The sequence below is a fragment of the Bradyrhizobium sp. AUGA SZCCT0177 genome (assembly GCF_018130125.1).
Lineage (GTDB): Bacteria > Pseudomonadota > Alphaproteobacteria > Rhizobiales > Xanthobacteraceae > Bradyrhizobium.
Genome location: NZ_JAFCMA010000040.1, coordinates 1 through 22,453, shown reverse-complemented (window position 1 = coordinate 22,453; position 22,453 = coordinate 1). Strand labels below are relative to the sequence as shown.

Here is a 22,453-nt window from a genome sequence, read left to right as displayed (position 1 = left end):
GGCGCAGGAATCCGTCAAAATATCGGCGCCATTTGCCGGATCAAGGGCCCTGGCGCGATCGCAACCTTTCGCTAACCATAATGCGCCGGCAACCGCGGACCGCAGGGGCAGTCCATTCAATCGATCAACTCGCTCGGTCAGTTCACTGCGCCTGTACGCCGATGCCGGCGGATTTGATGATCGGCCACCATTTGTCGATCTCGGCCTTCTGGAATGCGGCCAGTCCTTCCGGCGTCTGCTGTGCGCGCGGGGCGACGTCGAGCCCCAGCTCGGTAAAGCGTTTCTGGATCGCCGGATCGGCAAGCGCCTCGACGGTTGCCGCGTTGAGCTTGGCAATGATGTCCTTTGGCGTTCCCTTCGGCGCCCAGAAGCCGAACCAGCCCGACATATAAAGTCCGGGCACGCCGGTCTCGTCCGCCGTCGGGATATCAGGCATCGAGGCGGAGCGCGCCACCGACAGATTGGCCAGCGCCTTGATCGCGCCGGCGCGGATTTGCGGCAGCGCCACCGCACCCTGCACAACCAGAAGATCCACCGTACCCGCGACGAGATCGGTCATCGCCGGTCCTGCGCCGCGATAGGGAATGAACTGCACCTTCTGCCGGGTCAGCTTCTCAAACATGACGCCGGTGACATTGGCGGCCGCGTTCTGGTTGACGAAATTGATCTTGTCGGGATTGGCCTTCATCCAGGTCACGAGTTCGCCAAGCGTGTTCGCCGGCAGATCTTTCTTGGCGACCATCAGCTGGGGGTTGTTGGAGATCAGCGCGATCGGCTCGAAATCCTTTTCCAGATCATAGTCGAGCTTGTAGATGATGCTGCCGACATGGGTGTCCCATTGACCGATGTCGAAGGTGTAACCATCCGGTGCCGCGCGGGCGACACGACCGACGCCGATGCTGCCGCCGGCACCGCCGACATTTTCGATCACGATCGACTGCCCGAGCGTTGCGCGCATCCGCTCGGCCATGATCCGGGCGGCGGCGTCGGTGGATCCGCCCGGCGGAAAGGGAACGACGAGCGTGATGGGCCGCGACGGATAGGTTTGCGCCTCGACCTCCGCGACGCCGGCAATGACAAGCAATGACAGCGCCGCCCAAAAGGCTCTCATGACGTTTCCCTCGCTTGTTGATGACCCCGGCTTTTTGCCGGTGGCTTGTTGTCGCTAGAGCGTTTTCAAGCGAAGTGGACACCGGTTCGCATCAAGAAAACGCGTCAAAACAAAAGGCTAGAGCCCGGTTCTGATTCAATCAGAACCGAACCGGCTCTAGTGAATCTCGGCCGACCGCTTCAAAGCCTCTTTCAGTTTCTCGAGCGTGAAGTCCGGGCTGCGCGCAATATCGAGGATTGGCGTCTCCCGGCGGCCGCAGAGTTCGGCGGCGTCCGGAATCTTGGCGGCGATATCGATCGGAATCACGATCGCCCCATGCTGGTCGGCATGGATCAGATCATCGGAATGCACCGTCATGCCGGCGACGCGCACTTCGCCGCCAAAACTCTCGGCATGCACCCAGGCGTGCGACGGACCAATCGATCCGGCCAGCGCCTGGAAGCCCGGCGCCCATTGCGGGATGTCCCTGATAGAACCATCGGTGATGACGCCGAGGCAGCCGAGCGCCTTGTGCACGTTGCTCTGCACTTCGCCCCAGAACGCACCATAGCCGACGTCGGCGCCGTCGATATCCTGGATCACGGTGATGCGCGGGCCAAAGCCGGTGCCGACATATTCATAATAGGCGATGCGGCGCCTTGCCTGCTCATCGGCCGGAAGGTCGGACTTGAGCACCGAGCGGATCGACACGGTACGGGCATAGCCGACCATCGGCGGCAGATTGGGAAACGGGCAGACCAGCGGCTTGGTGGTATAGCCGATCAGCCGGCGCTCAGGCGCCACGATCTCCATCGCATTGCAGATCGTCGGCGTGTCGTAGCGGGCCAACGCTTCAAGCACGGAAGCCGGTAGCGGGGCGGAAGCGGACTGGGTCACTGCGTTTCTCTCCTGATTTTTGGGCCGGAATTCTGGACAGCCGGACATCGTAAGCCCTATAGCCGAGATTGGGGTCGAACCCAACTCGGCCAGCGCTCATGGCAGATATAACGGAAGGCTCGTATCCGGAGGTCTTGCAGGCGGCTCAGTTCAGCCGCGCCGGCCGGTCGTCATGCTCGGCGTCGGCCGGAGCCGCCGGGAATACGGTTGCCGGACCGGCGGGTGCCGCGGCATCGGTGGTCGCGGCCGCCAGCGCGGCAGCGGCGTTTCGCTCGTGATCGCGATAGGTTTTCCAGCCCCACGGCAGGCTCAACAGATACAGCACCGTCCCGACCGAGAGAATGTACCAGGGATAGCTCACGAGCAGCGCGATGAAGAACACCACCGAAACGAAAACCGGCAGCACCATTTCCGGCGGCACGCGCATGCGCACGGTCTTGCCGGAAAGCACCGGCAGCCGCGACACCATCAGGAATCCGATCAGCAGCGTATAGAACGCGGTCAGTATGGCCGGCGGCTGCGGGACGCCCAAAAAGACCAGATAGATCGGCAGCATCACGGTCAGCGCACCGAGTGGCGCCGGAACGCCGGTGAAATAATTTGCCGCGAACGCGGGCTTGTTCGGATCGTCGATGCTGGCGTTGAACCGCGCCAGCCGCAGGCCGCCTGAGATCGCATACACCATGGCCGCGATCCAGCCGCCATTGCCGAGTTCATGCAACTGCCAGAAATACAGCATCAGGCCGGGCGTGACACCGAAATTGACGAAGTCCGCGAGGCTGTCGAGTTCGGCACCGAATTTCGACTGGCCCTTGATCATGCGCGCGACGCGGCCATCGACCCCGTCCAGCACCGCCGCGAAAACGATCGCGGCAACTGCGAGCTCCATGCGGCCTTCGATCGACAGCCGGATCGCCGTCAGCCCGGCGCAGATCGCCAGCAACGTGATGAAGTTCGGCACCAGCATCCGGATCGGAATCGGACGAAACCGGCGGCGGCGCATTTCCGGAGATTTGGGATCGGGTATCATCATGGCTCGCCAATATATAGCAAGCGCCAGCCTGCACCGCCATTGTGGCGGCCGGCAGGCGCCTCAGCCATTCGGATGGTTAATCGGCGCGGAAGGTCCGCCCCTGCTCGCTGGCGCCGCCGAGATCGGCCAGCACGGTCTCGCCGGCGACCGCGGTTTGGCCCTCGGAAACCAGCGATTTGCCGCCTTCGGGCAAATAGACGTCGAGCCGCGAGCCGAACCGGATCAGGCCGAACCGCTCGCCGGCGCCGATCGTCTGCCCCTCGCGCACGAACGAGACAATACGTCGCGCCACCAGGCCTGCGATCTGGACCACGCCGATGCGGCCATGGCTGGCGGTCGAGATCACCAGCGAGTTGCGCTCATTGTCTTCGCTGGCCTTGTCGAGCTCGGCATTGATGAAGGTGCCGGGCCGGTAGGCAATACGGTCGATCCGGCCTGCCACCGGACTGCGATTCACGTGGCAGTTGAACACGCTCATGAAGATCGAGATGCGCAGCAGCGGCCGGTCGCCGAGACCAAGCTCGGCCGGCGGCAACACCTGAGAGATCATCGAGACCCGTCCGTCGGCCGGCGACACCACAACGCCTTCGCGTACCGGGGTGACGCGCACGGGGTCGCGGAAGAACAGCGCGCACCATACCGTCAGGATCGTGCCGATCCAGCCGAGCGGCGTCCAGATCCAGAACAGGACCAGGCTTGCAAGCGCAAAGCCGCCGATGAAGGGATAGCCCTCGGGATGGATCGGCGGGATTTGCGCGCGGATGGAATTGGCAATCGACATCAAGGCTCACTATTGGCTGGCCCGGTCCCGTTCTTTCGGGATCGAGCTGTATTTCAATTATTCCGCAGCGGTGACCAGAGGATCCTGGACCGGCGGCGGGGTGCGGTTGGGCGCCTCGTTGTCGTCGTCGATCTGCGCGAGCTTCTCCCGCGCCTCCTCGGCTTCGCGCTGCCTGTTCCACATACTGGCATAAAGTCCGCCGGAAGCCAAAAGCCGGGCATGCGTGCCGCGCTCGGCAATGCGGCCCTGATCCAGCACGATAATTTCGTCGGCGCCGACGATGGTCGAGAGCCGATGCGCGATCACCAGCGAGGTGCGGCCGCGCGAGACGCGCTCGAGCGATTCCTGGATTTCATGCTCGGTATGACTATCGAGCGCCGAGGTCGCCTCATCGAGCACCAGGATCGGCGGCGCCTTCAACACGGTGCGCGCGATCGCGACGCGCTGTTTCTCGCCGCCGGACAATTTCAGTCCGCGTTCGCCGACCTGGGTCTCATATCCCAGCGGAGACATCCGGATGAAGCTGTCGATCTGCGCCAGTTGCGCGGCCGCCTCCACCTCCGCATCGCTGGCGTCCCAGCGGCCGTAGCGGATGTTGTAGCGGATGGTGTCGTTGAACAGCACGGTATCCTGCGGCACCATGCCGATCGAGGCGCGCAGCGACGCCTGGGTGACGTTCCTGATGTCCTGGCCGTCGATCAGGATCTGACCGCCGGAAACGTCGTAAAGGCGGAACAGCAGCCGCGAGATCGTCGACTTGCCCGCCCCCGAGGGCCCGACGATCGCAACCGTCTTGCCCGCCGGCACCTCGAAGCTGAGGCCTTTCAGGATCGGACGCTCGGGGTCATAGGCAAACCGCACGTCTTCGAAACGCACATTGCCCGAACCGACCACCAGCGGCACGGCGCCCGGGATATCCTTGATTTCAGGGTTGCGCGACAACACGCTGAACATCTTCTCGATGTCGATCACCGCCTGCTTGATCTCGCGATAGACCATGCCCATGAAATTGAGCGGCTGGTACAACTGGATCATCATGGCGTTGACCATGACGAAGTCACCGACGGTGTTGGTACCGTTGCGCACGCCGATCGCGCACATCAGCATGGTCGCGGTGAGACCGAGCGTGAAGATGACCGCCTGCCCGGTGTTGAGCACCGCGAGCGACGTGTAGGTCTTCACGCTGTTGTGCTCGTAGCGCTCCATCGAGCGGTCGTAGCGCGCGGCCTCGCGCTGCTCGGCGCTGAAATATTTTACGGTCTCGTAGTTGAGCAGCGAGTCGATCGCCTTGGTGTTCGCCTCGGTGTCGGAATCGTTCATCTTGCGGCGGATCTCGATCCGCCATTCGGTCGCGATGTAGGTGTAGTACATATAGATCACGACCGTGACCGCGGTGACCAGCACGTAGCGCCAGTCGAACTGCCACAGCAGCACCGCCATCAACAGCGACACCTCGACGATGGTCGGGATCAGTTGCAGGATCACCATCCGCACGATCACTTCGATGCCGGTGCGGCCGCGCTCCAGCACGCGGGTCAGTCCCCCGGTCTTGCGCTCGAGGTGGAAGCGCAGCGACAGCTCGTGCATGTGTACGAAGGTGATGTTGGCGAGCTTGCGTACCGCATGCATCGCAACGCGCGCGAAGATGCCGTCGCGCCACTGCGTCAGCACCGCCATCAGCACCCGCACCGCGCCGTAGCTTGCGGTCATCAGCAAGGGTGACGCGATCAACCACAGCGTCCAGTTCGACGGTTCCACCGGCGCACTGCCGTGGCCGTTGAGCGCGTCGATCGCCCATTTGAAGGTGAAGGGCACCGTCAGCGTCGCGAGCTTCGCGACCAGCAGCAGCACCATCGACCAGACCACGCGCATTTTCAGGTCGGCGCGGTCGCCGGGCCAGATATAGGGCCACAGATGCGCCAGCGTCCCGATCAGGGTCGCCTTTTCGAGGGAGGAGCTATCGGGCAGTGGCGCTTCGTCGGCTCGCGAATCAGTGTCGGCCATGGATCAAGCGCCCAAAAGTCTGATGGCGCGCCCGTTCGCCGTTACATGGTTTCCATTGATCGTCATTCTGCTCGTCATATAGAGCGTTTAAACGCCGCGTACAGCCTTGAAAGGCAAAACTTTCTCCGGTTTGCCCGCATTTCGGGTTCAAAACCACTGTGGCAGTATAATCTCGGACTTGAGCTTTCTACGCTGCAGTGCCACATAAATTACATGAACCAAATCAAAACCGTCTGCGTCTATTGCGGCTCCGGCTCCGGCTCGAACCCCCGTTTCGTGGAAGCTGCGATCGCGCTGGGCAAGGTGTTCGCCGAGAACAGTATCCGCCTCGTCTATGGCGGCGGATCGGTGGGCCTGATGGGCGCGGTTGCCAAATCCGTGCTGGATCACGGTGGCACCGTTACCGGGATCATTCCGGATTTTCTCGCCAACCGCGAGCGCATGAATCCGAACCTTACCGAACTGGTCGTCACGCCTGACATGCACGAGCGCAAGCGGCTGATGTTCGAACGCTCCGACGCATTCGTCGCCCTTCCCGGCGGCGTCGGCACGTTGGAGGAACTGGTCGAGCAGATGACCTGGCAACAGCTCGGCCGGCACACCAAACCGGTGTTGCTCGCCAACATCGACGATTTCTGGGAGCCGCTGATCGCGTTGCTGACGCATATGCGCGCCAATCAGTTCATCCGCCCTGCCCTGGACGTCGAGGTCCTGAAGGCCGAACGCGTCGAGGACGTCCTGCCTCGCCTGCGCGCCGCCGCAGCCCTTGCGCCCGCGGGCACCCAGGAGATGGCGCCGGACGTCGCGCGACGGCTGTAAGTAGGTAGAAGGATTCCGGGCATGAGCACGCTGGAGCACCCTCGCCCGCAAGGACTGCTGCACAATGCGGCCTTCTCGCAAGTCGTCGCAGCCACCGGGACGCGCACGATCTACACGGCGGGACAGGTGTCGATCGATGAGCGCGGCGAACTGGTCGGCGCCGGGGATCTGGCCGCGCAAACCGAACAGGTGATGCGCAATGTCGGGCTCGCCCTTGCCGCGGCCGGCGCCGACTTCGGCGACGTCGTGAAGATCACCACCTATGTCGTGAACTACAAACCCGAGCATCGGGCCATCGTCGGCAAAGCGCGGGCACCGTTCTTCGCGAAAGGTACGCCACCGGCGAGCACGCTCGTCGGGGTATCCGCGCTCGCACTGCCCGAGTGGCTGGTCGAGATCGAGGCCGTCGCAGTCGTCGACTGAGCTGACGGAGCTTCGTCGCTATCGCTGCCTGGCTTCCGATCATTGCTACAAATCGGGAAACGTCACCGCCTCGATGCGGTTGCCGTCGGGATCGATCACAAACGCCGCATAGTATTTCACGCGGTCGTGCGGACGCAAGCCCGGCGCGCCGTCGGAGCGGCCGCCTGCGCTGAGCGCCGCGGCGTGAAACGCATCGACCGCATCAGTTGACCGCGCGCGAAGGCAGATGTGGACGCCGCTCTCCGGCGCGACCGGCGGCATGCCGGCACGCAGGTTGATCCAGAATTCGGGATAGGTTTTGCCGAAGCCGATTGTTGCCGGGCGCGTCACCAGCCGTGACAGGCCGAGCGCGGCCAGTGTCGGTTCATAGAAGCGCGCCGCGCGTTCGAGATCGGCAACGCCGACGGAGACGTGATCGAGCATGCGGCACCTTCTATCGATCGCCCGTAGCCCGGATGAGCGCAGCGACATCCGGGATCAACAATAAACGTCAGTCCCGGATTTCGCTGCGCTCATCCGGGCTACATTCTTGGCCTCACACCGGCGCGCCTGATTTCACCAGCTTGTAGACCACCGAATCCATCAGCGCCTGGAACGATGCGTCGATGATGTTGGGCGAGACGCCGACCGTGATCCAGCTATCACCGTTTTCATCCTCGCTCTCGATCAGCACCCGCGTCACCGCCTCCGTACCACCATTGAGGATACGGACGCGGTAGTCGATCAGTCTCAGGCCTTCGATGTATTTCTGGTATTTGCCGAGGTCCTTGCGCAGCGCGACGTCGAGCGCGTTGACGGGGCCGTTGCCCTCCGCGGCCGATATCAGCCGCTCGCCGGCGACATCGACCTTTACCACCGCGAGCGCCACCGTGACGCGCTGGCCGTTGGAATTGTAGCGCTGCTCGACATTGACGTCGAACTGCTCGACCCGGAAATATTCCGGCACCCGCCCAAGCGTACGCCGCGCCAACAGATCGAACGACGCATTGGCGGATTCGTAGGCGTAACCGGCCGCCTCGCGCTCCTTCAGCTCCTCGACCAGCCGCGCCAGCTTCGGATCGCTCTTCTCGTAAGGGATGCCGGCACGATCCAGTTCAGCCATCACATTGGAACGGCCGGCCTGATCGGACACCAGCACCTTGCGATGGTTGCCGACCAGTTCGGGCAGCACGTGCTCATAGGTGTGCGGGTCCTTCATGACAGCGGAGGCGTGGATGCCGGTCTTGGTCACGAAGGCGCTTTCGCCGACATAGGCGGCGTGGCGGTTCGGCGCGCGGTTCAGCATGTCGTCGAGCGTCCGCGACACCTTCATCAAGGTTGCCATCTTTTCATCGGTGACGCCGATCTCGAAGGCGTCCGAAAATTCGTTCTTCAGGCGCAAGGTCGGGATCAGCGAACAGAGATTGGCATTGCCGCAGCGCTCGCCGAGCCCGTTCAGCGTGCCCTGGATCTGCCGCACCCCGGCGCGCACCGCCGCGAGCGAGTTGGCGACCGCCTGCTCGGTGTCGTTATGGGCGTGGATGCCGACATTACCGCCGGGAATGAGCTTGATCACGTCGCCGACGATGGTCTCGACTTCATGCGGCATGGTACCGCCATTGGTGTCGCACAGCACGACCCAGCGCGCGCCGGACTCATAAGCCGCCTTGGCGCAGGCCAGCGCGAACTCGGAATTCTCCTTGTAGCCATCGAAGAAGTGCTCGCAATCCACCATCACCTCGCGGCCGGCGGCCTTGGCGGCACTCACGCTGTCGCGGATCGAGGCGAGGTTCTCTTCGTTCGTGGTTTCGAGCGCGACGCGCACCTGGTAGGCGGAGGCTTTCGCGACAAAGCAGATCGCATCCGCCTTGGCCTCGATCAGTGCCGCCAGCCCCGGATCGTTCGAAGCCGAGCGGCCCGGACGCCGCGTCATGCCGAACGCGGTAAAGCGCGCATGGTCGAGCTTCGGCTTGGTGGCAAAGAACTCGGTATCGGTCGGATTGGCGCCGGGATAGCCGCCTTCGACATAATCGATGCCAAGCTCGTCGAGCATGCCGGCGATGATCTGCTTGTCATGCAGCGTGAAGTCGACGCCGTTGGTCTGCGCGCCATCTCGCAGCGTGGTGTCGAACAGATAAAGGCGTTCGCGGCTCATTGTGGCGCTCCCGGCGCGGCCTCGGCCAGCGTCTTCTGCATCGTGGTATTGGCGAGCCATTCACCGTTGATGGTGACGGTGTTGCGCTGCATGGCGACGTAACCGCGCTTCAGGAAGAATTCCTGCGCGTTGTCGCTGACGTCAACGGTAAGAATCCTGGCGCCGCGCGCACCGGCAAGCTTTTCCAGCGCATCGCACAGCATGGCGCCGACGCCCTGCCCCACCGCGCTGGGGTGCACGAAGAGCATCTCGATGTGATCGGCGCCCTTCAGGGAGGCAAACCCGACCGGCGAATTCTGCAGCGTCGCGATCAGGGTCAATTCACCGGCCCGCTTCTTGCCGAATTGTTCCTCATCATCGGCCGCCGACGCCCAGGCCTCCTGCTGCGCCTCGCTGTAATCGTCGCCGGTCAATTCCTGGATCGCGGCAACGAAGATCGCCGCCACAACAGGGGTATCCGCCGCAAGAAACGGCCGTAGTGCGGGTTTGGGCAACGACTGTCCCATCGCGTCAAAATACTCCGAACAATCTCAGCACGAGCACGACCGCCGCAACGATGACAGCCCATTTGATGAAGATGTAGTAGCGCCAGTGCTTTGGGAAAGGCGTGTCGGGCTTGTCCATCACGCGATCTCCCAGGTGGTCACAGGTTTGCCATCGGCGTCCTTGCCGTCCTTGATGACAACGCCCATCGCGGCGAGCTCGTCGCGGATCCGATCGGACTCCTTGAAGTCCTTTCGCGCCCGCGCGGCGGCGCGGTCAACGATCAGCCGATCGACCTGCGCTGCATCGATGCCGCTCGCCTGCTGCTTCCGACCTTTCCAGTCTGCCGCACTCACGGACAGGAAACCGAGCAGCCGAAGGGACGCGGCGAACTCGCTTCGTTCGCGATCGCCACCGGACGCCGCTGCGTTGCGCAGGCCGTGCAAAACCGCCATGGCCTGCGCCGTGTTGAGGTCATCATAGAGGGCTTCGGTCAGGGCCGGCGACGGCTCACCGGCGTCGGCGTCGGCTGCGACGGCGTACCAATCATCCAGCGTCCTGGCACTTTCTTCCGCCCCTTTGGTGGTCCAGTCGAGCGGCGACCGGTAATGCGTCTTGAGCATGCTCAAGCGCAGCACCTCGCCCGGCCAATCGGCCAGCATCTCGCGGATCGTGAAGAAGTTGCCGAGCGACTTCGACATCTTCTCGCTCTCGAGCTGCAGGAATCCGTTGTGCATCCAGACCTCAGCCATGCGGTCGGAATGAAAGGCGCAGCAGGTCTGCGCCAGTTCATTCTCATGGTGCGGAAACACCAGGTCGATGCCGCCGCCATGGATGTCGAATTTCTCGCCGAGATGTTTCCAGGCCATCGCCGAGCACTCGATGTGCCAGCCCGGGCGACCTTCCACGGTGATACCGGCCGGCGACGGCCACGACGGCTCGCCCGGTTTGGACGGCTTCCACAGCACGAAGTCGGTGTTGTCGCGCTTGTAGGGCGCGACGTCGACGCGGGCGCCCGCGATCATCTCGTCGAGCGAGCGCCTCGACAATGCGCCATAGCGCGGCATCACCGAATTTGCGGCATTCATGGCCTGCGGCGAGAACAGCACGTGGTCTTCGGCGGCATAGGCAAAGCCGCCGGCAACCAGCTTCTCGATGATCGCCCGCATCTCCGGGATATGCTCGGTCGCACGCGGCTGCACGGTCGGGGCCAAGCAGCCGAGTGCCGTGACGTCGTCCTGATACTGCTGATAGGTGGTTTCCGTGACCTTGCGGATCGCCTCGTTCAGCGGCACGCCGGGATAGTCGCGCGCGGCGCGCACGTTGATCTTGTCGTCGACGTCGGTGATGTTGCGTACATAGGTCACATGATCAGCGCCATAGCGATGGCGCAACACGCGAAACAGCACGTCGAACACGATCGCGGCGCGACCGTTGCCGATATGGGCGAAGTCATAGACCGTCGGTCCACAGGCATACATGCGGACGTTATTGGAATCGAGCGGCGTGAACGGCCGCTTCTCCTTGGTCAACGTATCGTAGAGTCGTAATTGCATGGGTATCCCGTACCTTACGGCCGGGCGTCCAGTGATCTCATTTGAGAAAAGACGGCCTCAGCCAGCGAATCGCTAGCTAATAATCTCGCGGCAAATGCTGCAGATGGCGAGGAAACCGTTCATGGTTCCACCATGTCCCAGCCCGGGGGATGACGTCAAGGCCCGCCTGCGCCCGTTTTTGAGCCAAATTCGCCGCTAAACGCCCGGCAACCGGCTCATGGTTAATCATTGTTAAGACTTTGGGCTTATCTGAGAGGGGCGATCCCTTTTCCTTATTGGGTGCCCCCATGCGAATTTCAGCAGCATTTTTTACCAACGCATTCCTGCTCGCCGCCTCGGCCGCTTATGCCGATAGCCGCGTTTTCATCATTGCCAATCAGGCCGACAGCTACGGCATCGACCAGTGCCTCGCCAAAGGTGACAAATGCGGCGCCCATGCCGCCCGCTCCTATTGCCAGTCACGCGAATTTGCTTCTGCCACCGCCTACCGCCGCGTCGATCCCGATGAAATCACCGGATCGGTTCCGAGGGGCGGAAACGACAGGTGTAGCGGCAGCGGCTGCGACGAATACGTCGCCATTACCTGCCAGCGCTGACCCGGATCGCCACAACGGGCCGTTGCTGCATTGCCACACCGGCGCCGCGGAAACGACGTGACGCTGCCCCGAGAAGCAGCTATGGGATGCGGCCTCGGCCGCACCATGCCGCCCTGGCCGCGCCTTTTCGGCTATAAAGCCGCGCGGATTCGTTTCTGATGGCTGGACATGCCCCTGACGCTGACTACTCCCTTCTCCCGGTGGATTTTGACCTGCGCCGTGCTGCTTGCTGGCATCGCCGCGACGAATTCGGCTGCGACCGCACAAGCCGATCCCGCGCAATCCAATATGGACGCGCTCGCACAAATGCCCCCCGGAGCAGCGCCGCCTCCGCAGCAACAGGGCGCGCAAGCCAACCCGATCTGCATCCGGCTTGAAGGACAATTGGCAGCCGTCGACCGCGGTGCCAGCGGCGGCGATCCCGCCAAGGAAGAACAAATCCGCCGCTATCAGGAAGCGGCAACCAAACAGCAGGCCGAGCTCGACCGCGTCACGATGCAAGCAAAGCGAATGGGCTGCGAAAGTTCCGGCTTCTTCTCGCTGTTCAACGGCCAGTCCGCACAATGCGGACCGGTCAATAACCAGATTCAGCAGATGCGCGGCAATCTCGAGCAGATGACGACCAGCCTCGAGCGGTTGCGCTCAGGCGGCATCGGCGGCGCCGACCGCGAAAACCAGCGCCGTTCGGTGCTGACGGCGCTCGCGCAGAACAATTGCGGCCCGCAATACGCCGCCGCCGCGCGCAGCGGGGGCAGCTTCATCGACAATCTGTTCGGCAACAACACCATCCCTCCGCCGAGCGCCGATCTTGGTGCGCCGTCCGGCACGTTCCGCACGGTGTGCGTGCGCACCTGCGACGGCGCCTATTTCCCGGTCTCGTTCGCCACCTACCAGGCGCGCTTCCAGGACGATGAGAAGACCTGCAAGGCGCTGTGCCCGGCAACGGAAGCATCGCTGTTCACCTTTCGTAATCCCGGCGAAGACATCAACCAGGCGGTCTCGGTCAGCGGCCAGCCCTACTCGTCGCTGCCCAACGCGTTCAAATTCCGCACCGAGTTCAATCCGTCCTGCGCCTGCAAGGCCGCGGGCCAGACCTGGTCGGATGCGCTGAAATCGATCGACGAGAAAGCCGCCGCCGAACAGCAGGGCGACATCATCGTCACCGAAGAGAGCGCGAAGAGGATGCAGCAGCGCGCGATGCCTCAGCAGAAGACGGCCCCCGTCGCCAAGAAAGGCACGGCACCGGCAGGCACGACGGCCGCCGCGCCCGCTCCTGCAACTCCGGCGCCTGCCGCCGAGTCAACCGGCGCGACGGACGAGAAGAAGCCGATCCGCACCGTCGGGCCGACCTTCATCCCGCCGAAACAGTAATTGCAGCGTAATCCTGTCCCGCACCGGGATCACGGGATGATGCCGGTGCGCAACCTTACACGTCACGAACCGGACAAGATGATGTCGGCGGCTTTCTCGGCGATCATGATCGTCGGCGCGTTGGTATTTCCCGACGTGACCTGAGGCATGATCGAGGCATCAGCAACCCGCAGACCCGCAATGCCGTGAACCTTCAGACATGGATCCACCACCGATAGGGCGTCCCTCCCCATTTTGCAGGTGCCGACCTGATGGTGATAGGTGGTCACGGCGCTGCGTGCGTAGTCGGCCAGTTCTTCATCGGTCTGCTTGTCCGGACCGGGATAGATCTCGCGGGCGGTCCATTCGGCCAGCGCCGGCTGCTTTACGATTTCGCGATTGATCCGCATGTTCTTGACCAGAGCCGCGACATCGTAATCCGTCGCGAGAAGGTTGGGATCGAGCATCAGCGGAGCCTGTGGATCCGCACTGGTCAGACGCAATTCACCTCGGCTGGTGGGGCGAATGCCGGCGGCGTTCAACGTGTAGGCATTCGGCGTCACCGCCTCCTGCTCGGGCAAATAGGTGGGCACGTGGAAAAACAGCGGTTGCAGATCTGGGCCCGGCAGCGCCGCGTCCGTTTTCATGAACGCGTGGGCGTGCAGCGGCTGAATGGCCAAGTTGGTCGGCGGCGGAATCTCCTTCGAGCCCTCGAAGATCATGGCGCATAGCGTGTGGTCGTGCAGGTTCTTGCCGACGCCCGGCAGTTCCTTGATCACGGGAATGCCAAATTCCTCGAGTTGTGCGCGCTCGCCGATGCCCGACAGCATGAGCAAGCGGGGCGATTCCAGCGCTCCCGCCGACAAGACGACCTCACGGTTGGCTCTTACCGAATGCAACGCGCCATCCAGCATGTAGGTCACGCCGACCGCCCTAAGGCCATCGATCTCGATCCTTTGCACCAGCGCGCCCGTGACCACGCTGAGATTGTTGCGCCCAAGCGCCGGACGCAGGAAGGCCGCAGCGGTGGAATGGCGCAGGCCGTCCTTTGTTGTGAGATGCGTGTAGCCGACGCCCATGATGTCGGCGCCGTTGCAATCGTCGTTGGCGGGATGGCCGGCCTCGACCGCGGCAGTGACAAAGGCTTTCGTCAGCGGATGCGGCTCGAAGTCCGCCGTGACGTGCAGCGGCCCGCCGACGCCGTGAAAGCTGTGCTCTCCGCGCTGGTAGTCTTCGGACTTCCTGAAATAGGGCAGCACGCTGACGTAGTCCCATCCGGGATTGCCGGCATAAGCCCATGCGTCGTAGTCGCTGGCGTGGCCTCGGACATAAATCATGCCGTTCAGCGATGACGAACCACCAAGCGTTTTGCCGCGTGGCCAATAGATCCGGCGCTGGTGGCAGTGCCTCTGCGGCGCGGTAGTGTAGCCCCAGTCGTATTCCGTCTGCCACAACTCGATCAGGCGCAGCGGCGTCGAAATCATGTCGGAATTATCCGGACGTCCGGCCTCGATCAGCAGCACGCTGGCGCCATCGGCGGTCAGCCGGTTGGCGAGCACGCAGCCGGCCGAGCCGGCGCCGCAAATCACATAGTCGAATGTGCCGTCGAGTGCATGATTACCGTTCGGTTTGTTGGTCATCGGCGTGTGCTTCCTCAAGCGAAACGAGAGCTGGTGAATGGCGATCGGCGGCGAGAACTCAACTGAATACAACCTGGATATCGGTGTATTGCTGCAGGCCTTCCTCGCCAAACTCGACGCCCAGACCCGATTTCTTGACCCCGCCAAATGGCGCGTTGGGTTGAATCATGCCGTGCTTGTTGATCCAGACCGAACCGCATTCCATGCGCCTGGCAATCTCGCGCGCCCTGTCGATGTCGGCGGACCAGACCGAGCCGCCAAGTCCGTTTTCGGAGGCGTTGGCCTGTGCGATCGCGTCTTCGACGTCGCGGTATTTGATGATCGGCAACGCAGGGCCGAACTGCTCCTCGTCGACCAGCGCATCGCCGTTGGTCAGGCCGGCGATGATGGTCGGGTTGAAAAACAACCCGTCGGCCGGCGCGCCGCCGAGGAGGACGCGTCCCCTGCCCCTGGCGTCCTCGACCAGACGGCTGACCTTGTCGAATTGCATCTTGTTTGCGACCGGTCCGAGAATGCTGCTCTCGTCCATGCCGTCGCCCATTGGGATCTTCCTGGTGTATTCGACCAGGGCCTCGCAGACGGCGTCGTGCACGTCCTCATGCACGTAAAGCCGCTTCATCGCGGCGCAGGTCTGGCCCATATTGATGAAGGCGCCCCAGAACAGGCCTTCGGCGATGGCCTCTGGATCGACGTCCGGCAACACGATGCCCGCATCGTTGCCGCCCATCTCGAGCGTCAGACGCTTCATGGTTTCCGCCGCCGACATCATCACCTTCGAGCCGGTGGCGCATGAGCCGGTGAAGACGATCTTGCGGATGCCGGGATGCGACGCCATCGCGCCGCCCAGATTGTTGGTCGCATCGTCGCAGGAAACCACGTTGACCACGCCCGGCGGCAGGACCTCATTGATCAATTCGACCATGCGCAGGGTCGACAGCGGCGTGTAAGGCGAGGGTTTGGCGACGACGGTGTTGCCGGTGCGGACGGCGGGCAGGATGTGCCAGGTGGCGATCAAGGCAGGCCAGTTCCAGGGCGTGATCGAGCCCACCACGCCGAGCGGCTTGCGGTACATCTCGACCCGCCCCTCATTGTTGTCCTGGAGAAGCTGCATCGGCAGGGACAATGAGGCGGTATAGCCGGCCCACGCCTGCACCCCGCCCATTTCGAAGCGCGAACCGACGCCGTTCAGCGGCTTGCCCTGTTCCTGGGTAACCAGGGCGGCGAGTTCTTCGGCATGCTCGCCGATCTTCCGGGCGATCGCCACGCAGGCCGCTGCACGCTCGGAATCCGGGCTTGCCGACCAGCCCGGAAAGGCGCGCTCGGCGGCCGCGACCGCCTTGTCCAGATCGGCCGCAGTGCCGTTAGGTGCAAGGCCCACGATCTTGCTCGTCGCAGGGTTGGACACCGGGAAACTTGAGGCGGCGGCGACGGCCTTGCCGTCGATGACCATCGAATAGGTTGTTGCAGTCTCGGACATCCCGTCGTTTCCCCCGTGGCCCGCCGGCGGTTCGCCGGCATGACGCACATTGGAAAACGGCTTGCGGGACTGTCTTGGAGCTACGCGACAGCGCGATATGGACGGAAACGTCAATCCGCGGCGCTGACCCCCGGGCGCGCGGCACAGCCGGGCGCGACGCCGTAGCGCTTGCGAAACTCGCGATAGAAATATGAGAGATCGTTGAAACCCTGCTCATACGCGATCTCGCTTACCGTCCGCGGTCCGGCCGCGGGCGATCGCCGCCGCAACGCCTCATGGGCGCGCGCCAGCCGCGTCGACATCAGCTTCCGGCCCGGCGTTTCCTCGATCTGCCTGAATTCACGCTGCAGCTTGCGCAGCGACACGCCAAGATGACCGGCAAGTTGCTTGGGGCCGAATTCCGGGTCGCTGGCGTACAAGTCGATGGCACGCACCGCCGCGGCAATCAGGCTTCGATCATCTGCGATTTGCGGACGCGCGCCATTGCGGCGTTCGAACAGAAACGCGCCGAACACGCTAAAGAATGCTTCGGCGAGACGATTGCTGCCGCCCGACTGGCCATCGAGCATGCGCTCGAGGACCGAGCGCATCGCAAGGCTCAGCGCATCTTCGCGTCTGAGATCGATCCCGCCATGGACGCTGTCTCCGAAGCGGCTGATGACTTCGTCGCGCGGCAGATGCAACGATATCTGTTCGCCGTAGCGGCCCTGAAACTCGAAGCTCGCCGGCTCAGCCGAATCCACCAGGAACATGTCGCCCTCGCGCAGCAGCGCGCGATAGCCGCCCTGGCGCATCAAAACCCTGCCCCTGGACTGAATGATCAGGAAGAAATAGTCCGCGTCATCGGTCCTGATATCGCGCTGGTCGCGCACCACGCGATCCGCATCGAGACCGATGGAGGCGATCTCGACGCCGCAAAACCGGTCCAGTGCGATCCGCCCCTTCATCTGCCCGCTTCGGCTTGCCGGGCTGACGTTGAAATGACCGCAAACGCTGGTGATGTCGGCCTGGAAAGAGTCGACATCCAAATAGGAGCGTGACGTAAACGGCGGCATCATCAGCCAAGGCCTTCTTCGTGCAGGACGGCCACAACCTTCCGGCAAGCAAAAGGCGTACCATCCTAGGCAAGATGAAGACGAGGAGTCAAAGCCTTAGCCGTCGAACACGTCCGCCGAGGCGCGCCCCGCGCGGGCGACCAGTTTCTCGTCAGGCGCCGGCAATGCCTTGCCGTTGTCGCGAAAACGGTTGGTGATGGGATAGCGGCGGTCGCGGCCGAAATTCTTTTCCGTGACCTTGACGCCCGGCGCCGCCTGACGGCGCTTGTATTCGGCGATGTTGAGCAGCCGGTCGATCCGCGTCACCACATCGGCCGGGAAACCCGCCGCGATGATGGAAGCCAGCGGCTCCTCGCGTTCGACCAGCCGTTCCAGGATGCCGTCGAGTATCTCGTAGGGTGGCAGCGAATCCTGGTCGGTCTGGTTCTCGCGCAATTCCGCGGTCGGCGGGCGGACGATGATGTTGACCGGAATGACCTCGCCCGACGGGCCCAGCGCGCCGTCCGGCTTCCATTCGTTGCGCAGGCTCGACAGCCGGAACACTTCGGTCTTGTAGATGTCCTTGATCGGATTGAAGCCGCCGTTCATGTCGCCATAGAGTGTGGCGTAGCCGACCGACATTTCCGATTTGTTGCCCGTCGTGACCACCATCGCGCCGGTCTTGTTCGAAATCGCCATCAGCAGCGTGCCGCGGGTGCGCGCCTGCAGATTTTCTTCGGTGATGTCGCGCGGCAGGCCGGCGAAGGTGCCGGACAGAATCTTCTCGAACCCGTTCACGGCGTCCGCGATCGGCAACACCTCGTAGCGGAAGCCCAATGCAGCCGCGAGCTTTGCCGCGTCGTCCAGCGACACCTGCGCGGTGAAGCGGAACGGCAGCATCACGCCGCGAACACGCTCCGCGCCGAGCGCATCGACCGCGATCGCCGCACACAAGGCCGAGTCGATGCCACCGGAGACGCCGAGCAGCACACCGGGAAAGCCGTTCTTGCGGACGTAATCGCGCAGGCCGAGCACGCAGGCCGCGTAATCGCCCTTGTCGCCGTCGATCAGCGGCACTACCGGTCCATTGCAGCGCCAGCCGTCCGGGCTCTTGGTCCAGATCAACGTCGTGATGTTTTCCTCGAACGCCGGCATCTGCGTCGCGACCGAAAGGTCGGCGTTGAGCGCGAACGATGCGCCGTCGAACACCAGTTCGTCCTGCCCGCCGATCTGGTTCAGATACACCAGCGGCAAACCGCTCTCGGTGACGCGGGCGACCGCGATCGACAGCCGCAGATCGTTCTTGTCGCGGGCGTATGGCGAGCCGTTCGGCACCACCAGAATTTCTGCGCCGGTCTCGGCGAGGCACTCGACGACATTTTCGTATTCTTCTGATTCTTCGAGCCAGATGTCCTCGCAGATGGGGACGCCGACCCGGACTCCCTTCACCGTCACCGGCCCTGCGGCGGGCCCGCGTGCGAACAGGCGCTTTTCGTCGAACACGCCGTAGTTCGGCAGATTGGCCTTGAAGCGCAGAGCCGTAATGCGGCCCTCATCGAGCAGCGCGCAGGCGTTATAGAGCTTGCCGTCCTCGACCCAGGGCGTGCCGATCAGGACAGCCGGACCACCACCCGCGGTCTCGCGCGCCAGTTCCTCGATCGCGGAGCGGCAAGCCGCCTGGAACGCCGGTTTCAGCACCAGGTCTTCCGGCGGATAGCCGGTGATGAACAATTCCGGCAGCACGAGCAGATCAGCGCCATCGGCTTTCGCCTGCTCACGCGCGGCGCGCGCTTTCGCGGCGTTGCCCGGGACATCGCCTACGGTCGGGTTCAACTGCGCCAGCGTAATTGTGAATTTCGGTTCGCTCATACGCCAATGGTGCCCTGCACACGCCGAAACTTCAATCGCTGCCTTTAGAACGCGCCTATGCGTTCGGCGATGGCAAACAGCCAGAACGCGCCGGACATCAACAGCGCCACGCCGACCGCGGCCGATCCCATGTCCTTGACCCGCCCGATCTGCGGATCATGGTCGGTGGTGAGCCGGTCGGCGAGCTTTTCGATCGCGGTGTTGAGGATCTCGACGACAAGGACGAACGCCACCGCCGCGACCAGTTCCACCCGGCGCATCACGGTGGCGCCGATCAGCCAGGCCAGCGGCACCGACAGCGCCAGCGCAAACAGTTCCTCGCGGACGGCCTGCTCCGACCGGATCGCAAAAGCGAGGCCGTTACGCGTATTGATCGTGGCGCGCCAGAGTCGCAGCAAGTCAGAAACCCGCTGCAGCCGGTATCGGTTTGACCTTGCCGGCGCGTTCCTGCTTGAGCAGTTCGGCGATCAGGAAGGCCATGTCGATCGATTGTTCGGCGTTCAAACGGGGATCGCAGACCGTGTGATAGCGGTCGTTGAGATCCTCGTCGGTGATGGCGCGGGCGCCGCCGATGCACTCGGTGACGTCCTGCCCGGTCATTTCCAGGTGAATGCCGCCGGCATGGGTGCCTTCCGCCTGATGGATGGCGAAGAACGACTTCACTTCCGACAATATCCGGTCGAACGGGCGGGTCTTGTAGCCTGAATTGGAGCTGATGGTGTTGCCGTGCATCGGATCGCACGACCAGACCACGACGCGGCCTTCCCGCTGCACCGCGCGGATCAAGGGCGCCAGATGATCGCCGACCTTGTCGGAGCCAAAGCGGTTGATCAGCGTGAGCCGGCCCGGCTCGTTGTCGGGATTGAGGATGTCGATCAGCTTCAGGAGTTCATCGGGCTTGAGCGACGGGCCGCATTTGAGGCCGATCGGGTTCTTGATGCCGCGGAAATATTCGACATGGCCGTGGTCGAGCTGGCGGGTGCGGTCGCCGATCCAGATGAAGTGGCCCGAGGTGGCGTACCAGTCGCCGGTGGTGGAATCGACCCGGGTAAAGGCCTGCTCGTAGCCCAGCAGCAGCGCCTCGTGGCTGGTGTAGAAATCGGTGGCGCGAAGCTCGGGGTGGCTTTCGAGGTCGAGGCCGCAGGCGCGCATGAAGTTCAGCGCGTCCGAAATACGGTCGGCCAGTTCCTTGTAGCGGCGTGACTGCGGCGAGTCCTTCAGGAAGCCCAGCATCCACTGATGCACGCTGCCGAGATTGGCAAAACCGCCGGTCGCGAACGCACGCAGCAGGTTGAGGGTCGCCGCCGACTGCCGATAGGCCATCAACTGGCGCTGCGGATCGGGGATGCGCGCCTCGGGCGTGAACGCGATGTCGTTGATGATGTCGCCGCGATAGCTCGGCAGCTCGACGCCATTGATCTTCTCGGTGTTCGACGAGCGCGGCTTTGCGAACTGCCCGGCGATGCGGCCGACCTTCACCACCGGCAGCGCGCCGGCATAGGTGAGCACGACGGCCATCTGCAGCAGCACGCGGAAGAAGTCGCGGATGTTGTTGGCGCCGTGCTCGGCAAAGCTCTCGGCGCAATCGCCGCCCTGCAACAGGAAGGCTTCGCCGGCGGCGACGCGCGCGAGCGATTTCTTCAGATTGCGGGCCTCGCCGGCGAACACCAGCGGCGGAAAGGTAGCCAACTGCGCCTCGACATCAGCCAATACCTTGGCATCGGGATAATCGGGCACCTGCAGCACCGGTTTGGCGCGCCAGCTATCGGGTGTCCACCGCTCGGACATGACGTTAACTCCTGAGCAAAAACCGCGACTTACCCGCAGTTACGAAGGGCCGGGTTATACACAGGGCGATGGCCAACCGCCATGAGATTTCCACCTGCCCCGTCAAGCCCTTGCGGGTGTCCCCGTCAAGCCTTGCGGGTCTCCCCGTCAAGCCCTTGCAGCAAAAGCCGAATTCGCATTTGTTAGGGCCAAATCGCGAAAAGCGAGGAAGGAAATCGCGGGTGGCCGAGCTGGGGCTGGACGACGTATTCATCGACGATATCACGCTTCCCGCGGCGGATGGCTATCCGCTGGGAGCTACGCTGTTCTTGCCGCGCGGGGCCAAGCGCCACGCCGTGCTGATCAATTCGGCGACCGCGGTCCACCGCAAGGTCTATCGCGGCTTTGCCGGCTACCTCGCCAAGCGCGGCTGCGCGGTGCTGACCTATGACTACCGCGGCACCGGCGACTCGCGGCAGAAGTCGATGACCGGCTACAACCAGCCGAAATCGCTGGTCGGCTTCAACGCCTCGATGTCGGACTGGGCCGCGCAGGATGTAACCTCCGCGGTGGCCTGGATGCGCGAGCGCTACAAGGCGCTGCCGTTTGCCTATGTCGGGCATTCCTTTGGCGGCCAGGCGCTGGGTCTGCTGCCGAACAACACCGAGATTTCGCGCGCGCTGTTTATCGCCGCCCAAGCCGGCACCTGGAAACTGATCGCGGTGCCCGAGCGCTATCGCGTCTATGCGATGCTCAATGCCGCGGTCCCCCTCACCCGCGCGTTCGGCTACACGCCGGGCTGGCTCGGGCTCGGCATGGACATGCCGAAGGACGTATTCCTGCAATGGGTCTCCTGGGTGATGAGCCCGCGCTACATGTTCGACGACAAGAATCTGGCGGCCTTGCAAAATTTTCCGAACTACAAAGGCGCGTTGCGCGCGCTGTGCATGTCTGATGATCCCTGGGCGACGCGGCCGGCGGTGGAGTTGCTGTGCTCGGGATTTACGGCCGCAAAACCCGAGATCATCACGGTGACACCCAAGGACACCGGCGCCAGCCGGATCGGCCATTTTGGTTTCTTCCGCCCTGAGCATCGCGACACGTTGTGGCGTGGGGCGGCGGAATGGATCGAGGCGGCGGAGTAGTTGTTGATGTCGTCCCACTCGTCGTCCCGGCGAAGGCCGGGACCCATACCGCGTGATCTCTCAATAGAAGCTCGGTAGCAGAGACCTTTCGCAAAACGTCTCCCTGTGGTTATGGGTCCCGGCCTTCGCCGGGACGACGTGGATATAGTTTCGCATTCTCGCGACGCGTTGCGCCCGAGCTTTGCCAGAAACTTCCCGCCCTCTTCAAACAGAGGGCGCAGGGAAGACCGGGTGCGCGCTGCACCCGCGGTCTCGTGTGCGGTTTGCACAGAAAAGTGTGCACACGAGCATACAGGGCAGCGGAGAACACCCGGCCTTCCCTGCGCAATGGCTTTACGGCTTATGCCGTGATCTC

Annotated in this window: 20 protein-coding genes; 5 read left to right on the top strand and 15 right to left on the bottom strand. The window is 63.4% G+C overall.

Annotated elements, in window-relative coordinates; genetic code table 11:
• Nucleotides 1–142: 142 nt before the first annotated feature.
• The 5 genes from JQ597_RS32645 to JQ597_RS32625 form a co-directional block, all read right to left on the bottom strand.
• Nucleotides 143–1,111 (bottom strand): tripartite tricarboxylate transporter substrate-binding protein, encoded by a 969-nt coding sequence (locus JQ597_RS32645; protein WP_212269534.1) that lies wholly within the window; start codon nt 1,109–1,111, stop codon nt 143–145.
• A 156-nt stretch (nt 1,112–1,267) separates the two neighbouring features.
• Entirely contained in the window at nt 1,268–2,035 is a 768-nt protein-coding gene (locus tag JQ597_RS32640) for an RraA family protein (RefSeq protein ID WP_249132889.1), read from the bottom strand.
• Between the two features lie 97 nt (nt 2,036–2,132).
• A complete protein-coding gene (locus JQ597_RS32635; protein WP_212269532.1) occupies nt 2,133–3,017 on the bottom strand; it encodes a CDP-alcohol phosphatidyltransferase family protein in 885 nt (294 codons plus the stop codon).
• A gap of 79 nt (nt 3,018–3,096) precedes the next feature.
• Nucleotides 3,097–3,801: a phosphatidylserine decarboxylase gene (locus JQ597_RS32630; protein WP_212269531.1), complete on the bottom strand. Its 705-nt coding sequence runs from the start codon at nt 3,799–3,801 to the stop codon at nt 3,097–3,099.
• A 57-nt stretch (nt 3,802–3,858) separates the two neighbouring features.
• Nucleotides 3,859–5,805 (bottom strand): ABCB family ABC transporter ATP-binding protein/permease, encoded by a 1,947-nt coding sequence (locus tag JQ597_RS32625; protein ID WP_212269530.1) that lies wholly within the window; start codon nt 5,803–5,805, stop codon nt 3,859–3,861.
• Between the two features lie 213 nt (nt 5,806–6,018).
• Between JQ597_RS32625 and JQ597_RS32620 the strand changes: the two genes are divergently transcribed.
• A complete protein-coding gene (locus tag JQ597_RS32620; protein WP_212269529.1) occupies nt 6,019–6,624 on the top strand; it encodes an LOG family protein in 606 nt (201 codons plus the stop codon).
• A gap of 21 nt (nt 6,625–6,645) precedes the next feature.
• Complete coding sequence (locus JQ597_RS32615) at nt 6,646–7,047, top strand: RidA family protein (protein WP_212269528.1); 402 nt, start codon at nt 6,646–6,648, stop codon at nt 7,045–7,047.
• A 45-nt stretch (nt 7,048–7,092) separates the two neighbouring features.
• Here JQ597_RS32615 and JQ597_RS32610 read toward each other — a convergent pair whose 3' ends face one another.
• From JQ597_RS32610 to cysS, 4 genes are all read right to left on the bottom strand, one after another.
• A complete protein-coding gene (locus JQ597_RS32610) occupies nt 7,093–7,470 on the bottom strand; it encodes a VOC family protein (RefSeq protein WP_212269527.1) in 378 nt (125 codons plus the stop codon).
• Nucleotides 7,471–7,582: 112 nt separating this feature from the next.
• The gene (gene cimA / locus JQ597_RS32605; RefSeq protein ID WP_212269526.1) at nt 7,583–9,181 is read right to left on the bottom strand and encodes a citramalate synthase; all 1,599 of its coding nucleotides are present in this window, start codon (nt 9,179–9,181) and stop codon (nt 7,583–7,585) included.
• Entirely contained in the window at nt 9,178–9,687 is a 510-nt protein-coding gene (locus tag JQ597_RS32600) for a GNAT family N-acetyltransferase (protein WP_212269525.1), read from the bottom strand. The genes cimA and JQ597_RS32600 overlap by 4 nt, the downstream gene beginning before the upstream one ends.
• Nucleotides 9,688–9,804: 117 nt before the next feature.
• The gene (gene cysS / locus JQ597_RS32595) at nt 9,805–11,220 is read right to left on the bottom strand and encodes a cysteine--tRNA ligase (RefSeq protein WP_212269524.1); all 1,416 of its coding nucleotides are present in this window, start codon (nt 11,218–11,220) and stop codon (nt 9,805–9,807) included.
• A 287-nt stretch (nt 11,221–11,507) separates the two neighbouring features.
• Here cysS and JQ597_RS32590 point away from each other — a divergent pair, with 287 nt between their 5' ends.
• Both JQ597_RS32590 and JQ597_RS32585 read left to right on the top strand, forming a co-directional pair.
• The gene (locus tag JQ597_RS32590) at nt 11,508–11,816 is read left to right on the top strand and encodes a hypothetical protein (RefSeq protein ID WP_212269523.1); all 309 of its coding nucleotides are present in this window, start codon (nt 11,508–11,510) and stop codon (nt 11,814–11,816) included.
• 168 nt (nt 11,817–11,984) lie between these two features.
• On the top strand, nt 11,985–13,187 hold the full coding sequence (locus JQ597_RS32585) for a DUF2865 domain-containing protein (protein ID WP_212269522.1): 1,203 nt from the start codon (nt 11,985–11,987) through the stop codon (nt 13,185–13,187).
• A 62-nt stretch (nt 13,188–13,249) separates the two neighbouring features.
• Here the strand turns inward: JQ597_RS32585 and JQ597_RS32580 are convergent, their stop codons facing one another.
• From JQ597_RS32580 to JQ597_RS32555, 6 genes are all read right to left on the bottom strand, one after another.
• Nucleotides 13,250–14,806: a GMC family oxidoreductase gene (locus tag JQ597_RS32580; RefSeq protein ID WP_212269521.1), complete on the bottom strand. Its 1,557-nt coding sequence runs from the start codon at nt 14,804–14,806 to the stop codon at nt 13,250–13,252.
• A 58-nt stretch (nt 14,807–14,864) separates the two neighbouring features.
• Nucleotides 14,865–16,283, bottom strand: coding sequence for an aldehyde dehydrogenase family protein (locus tag JQ597_RS32575; protein WP_212269520.1), 1,419 nt, complete (start codon nt 16,281–16,283; stop codon nt 14,865–14,867).
• Nucleotides 16,284–16,393: 110 nt separating this feature from the next.
• Nucleotides 16,394–17,341, bottom strand: a complete 948-nt coding sequence (locus JQ597_RS32570; RefSeq protein WP_212269519.1) for a helix-turn-helix domain-containing protein — start codon at nt 17,339–17,341, stop codon at nt 16,394–16,396.
• A 93-nt stretch (nt 17,342–17,434) separates the two neighbouring features.
• Nucleotides 17,435–19,186, bottom strand: a complete 1,752-nt coding sequence (locus JQ597_RS32565) for an NAD+ synthase (protein WP_212269518.1) — start codon at nt 19,184–19,186, stop codon at nt 17,435–17,437.
• 44 nt (nt 19,187–19,230) lie between these two features.
• Nucleotides 19,231–19,584, bottom strand: a complete 354-nt coding sequence (locus tag JQ597_RS32560) for a diacylglycerol kinase (protein ID WP_192740447.1) — start codon at nt 19,582–19,584, stop codon at nt 19,231–19,233.
• Between the two features lies 1 nt (nt 19,585).
• A complete protein-coding gene (locus JQ597_RS32555) occupies nt 19,586–20,974 on the bottom strand; it encodes a class II 3-deoxy-7-phosphoheptulonate synthase (RefSeq protein ID WP_192740448.1) in 1,389 nt (462 codons plus the stop codon).
• A gap of 221 nt (nt 20,975–21,195) precedes the next feature.
• Between JQ597_RS32555 and JQ597_RS32550 the strand changes: the two genes are divergently transcribed.
• Nucleotides 21,196–22,098 (top strand): alpha/beta hydrolase family protein, encoded by a 903-nt coding sequence (locus tag JQ597_RS32550; RefSeq protein WP_349628927.1) that lies wholly within the window; start codon nt 21,196–21,198, stop codon nt 22,096–22,098.
• The last annotated feature ends 355 nt before the right edge of the window (nt 22,099–22,453 follow it).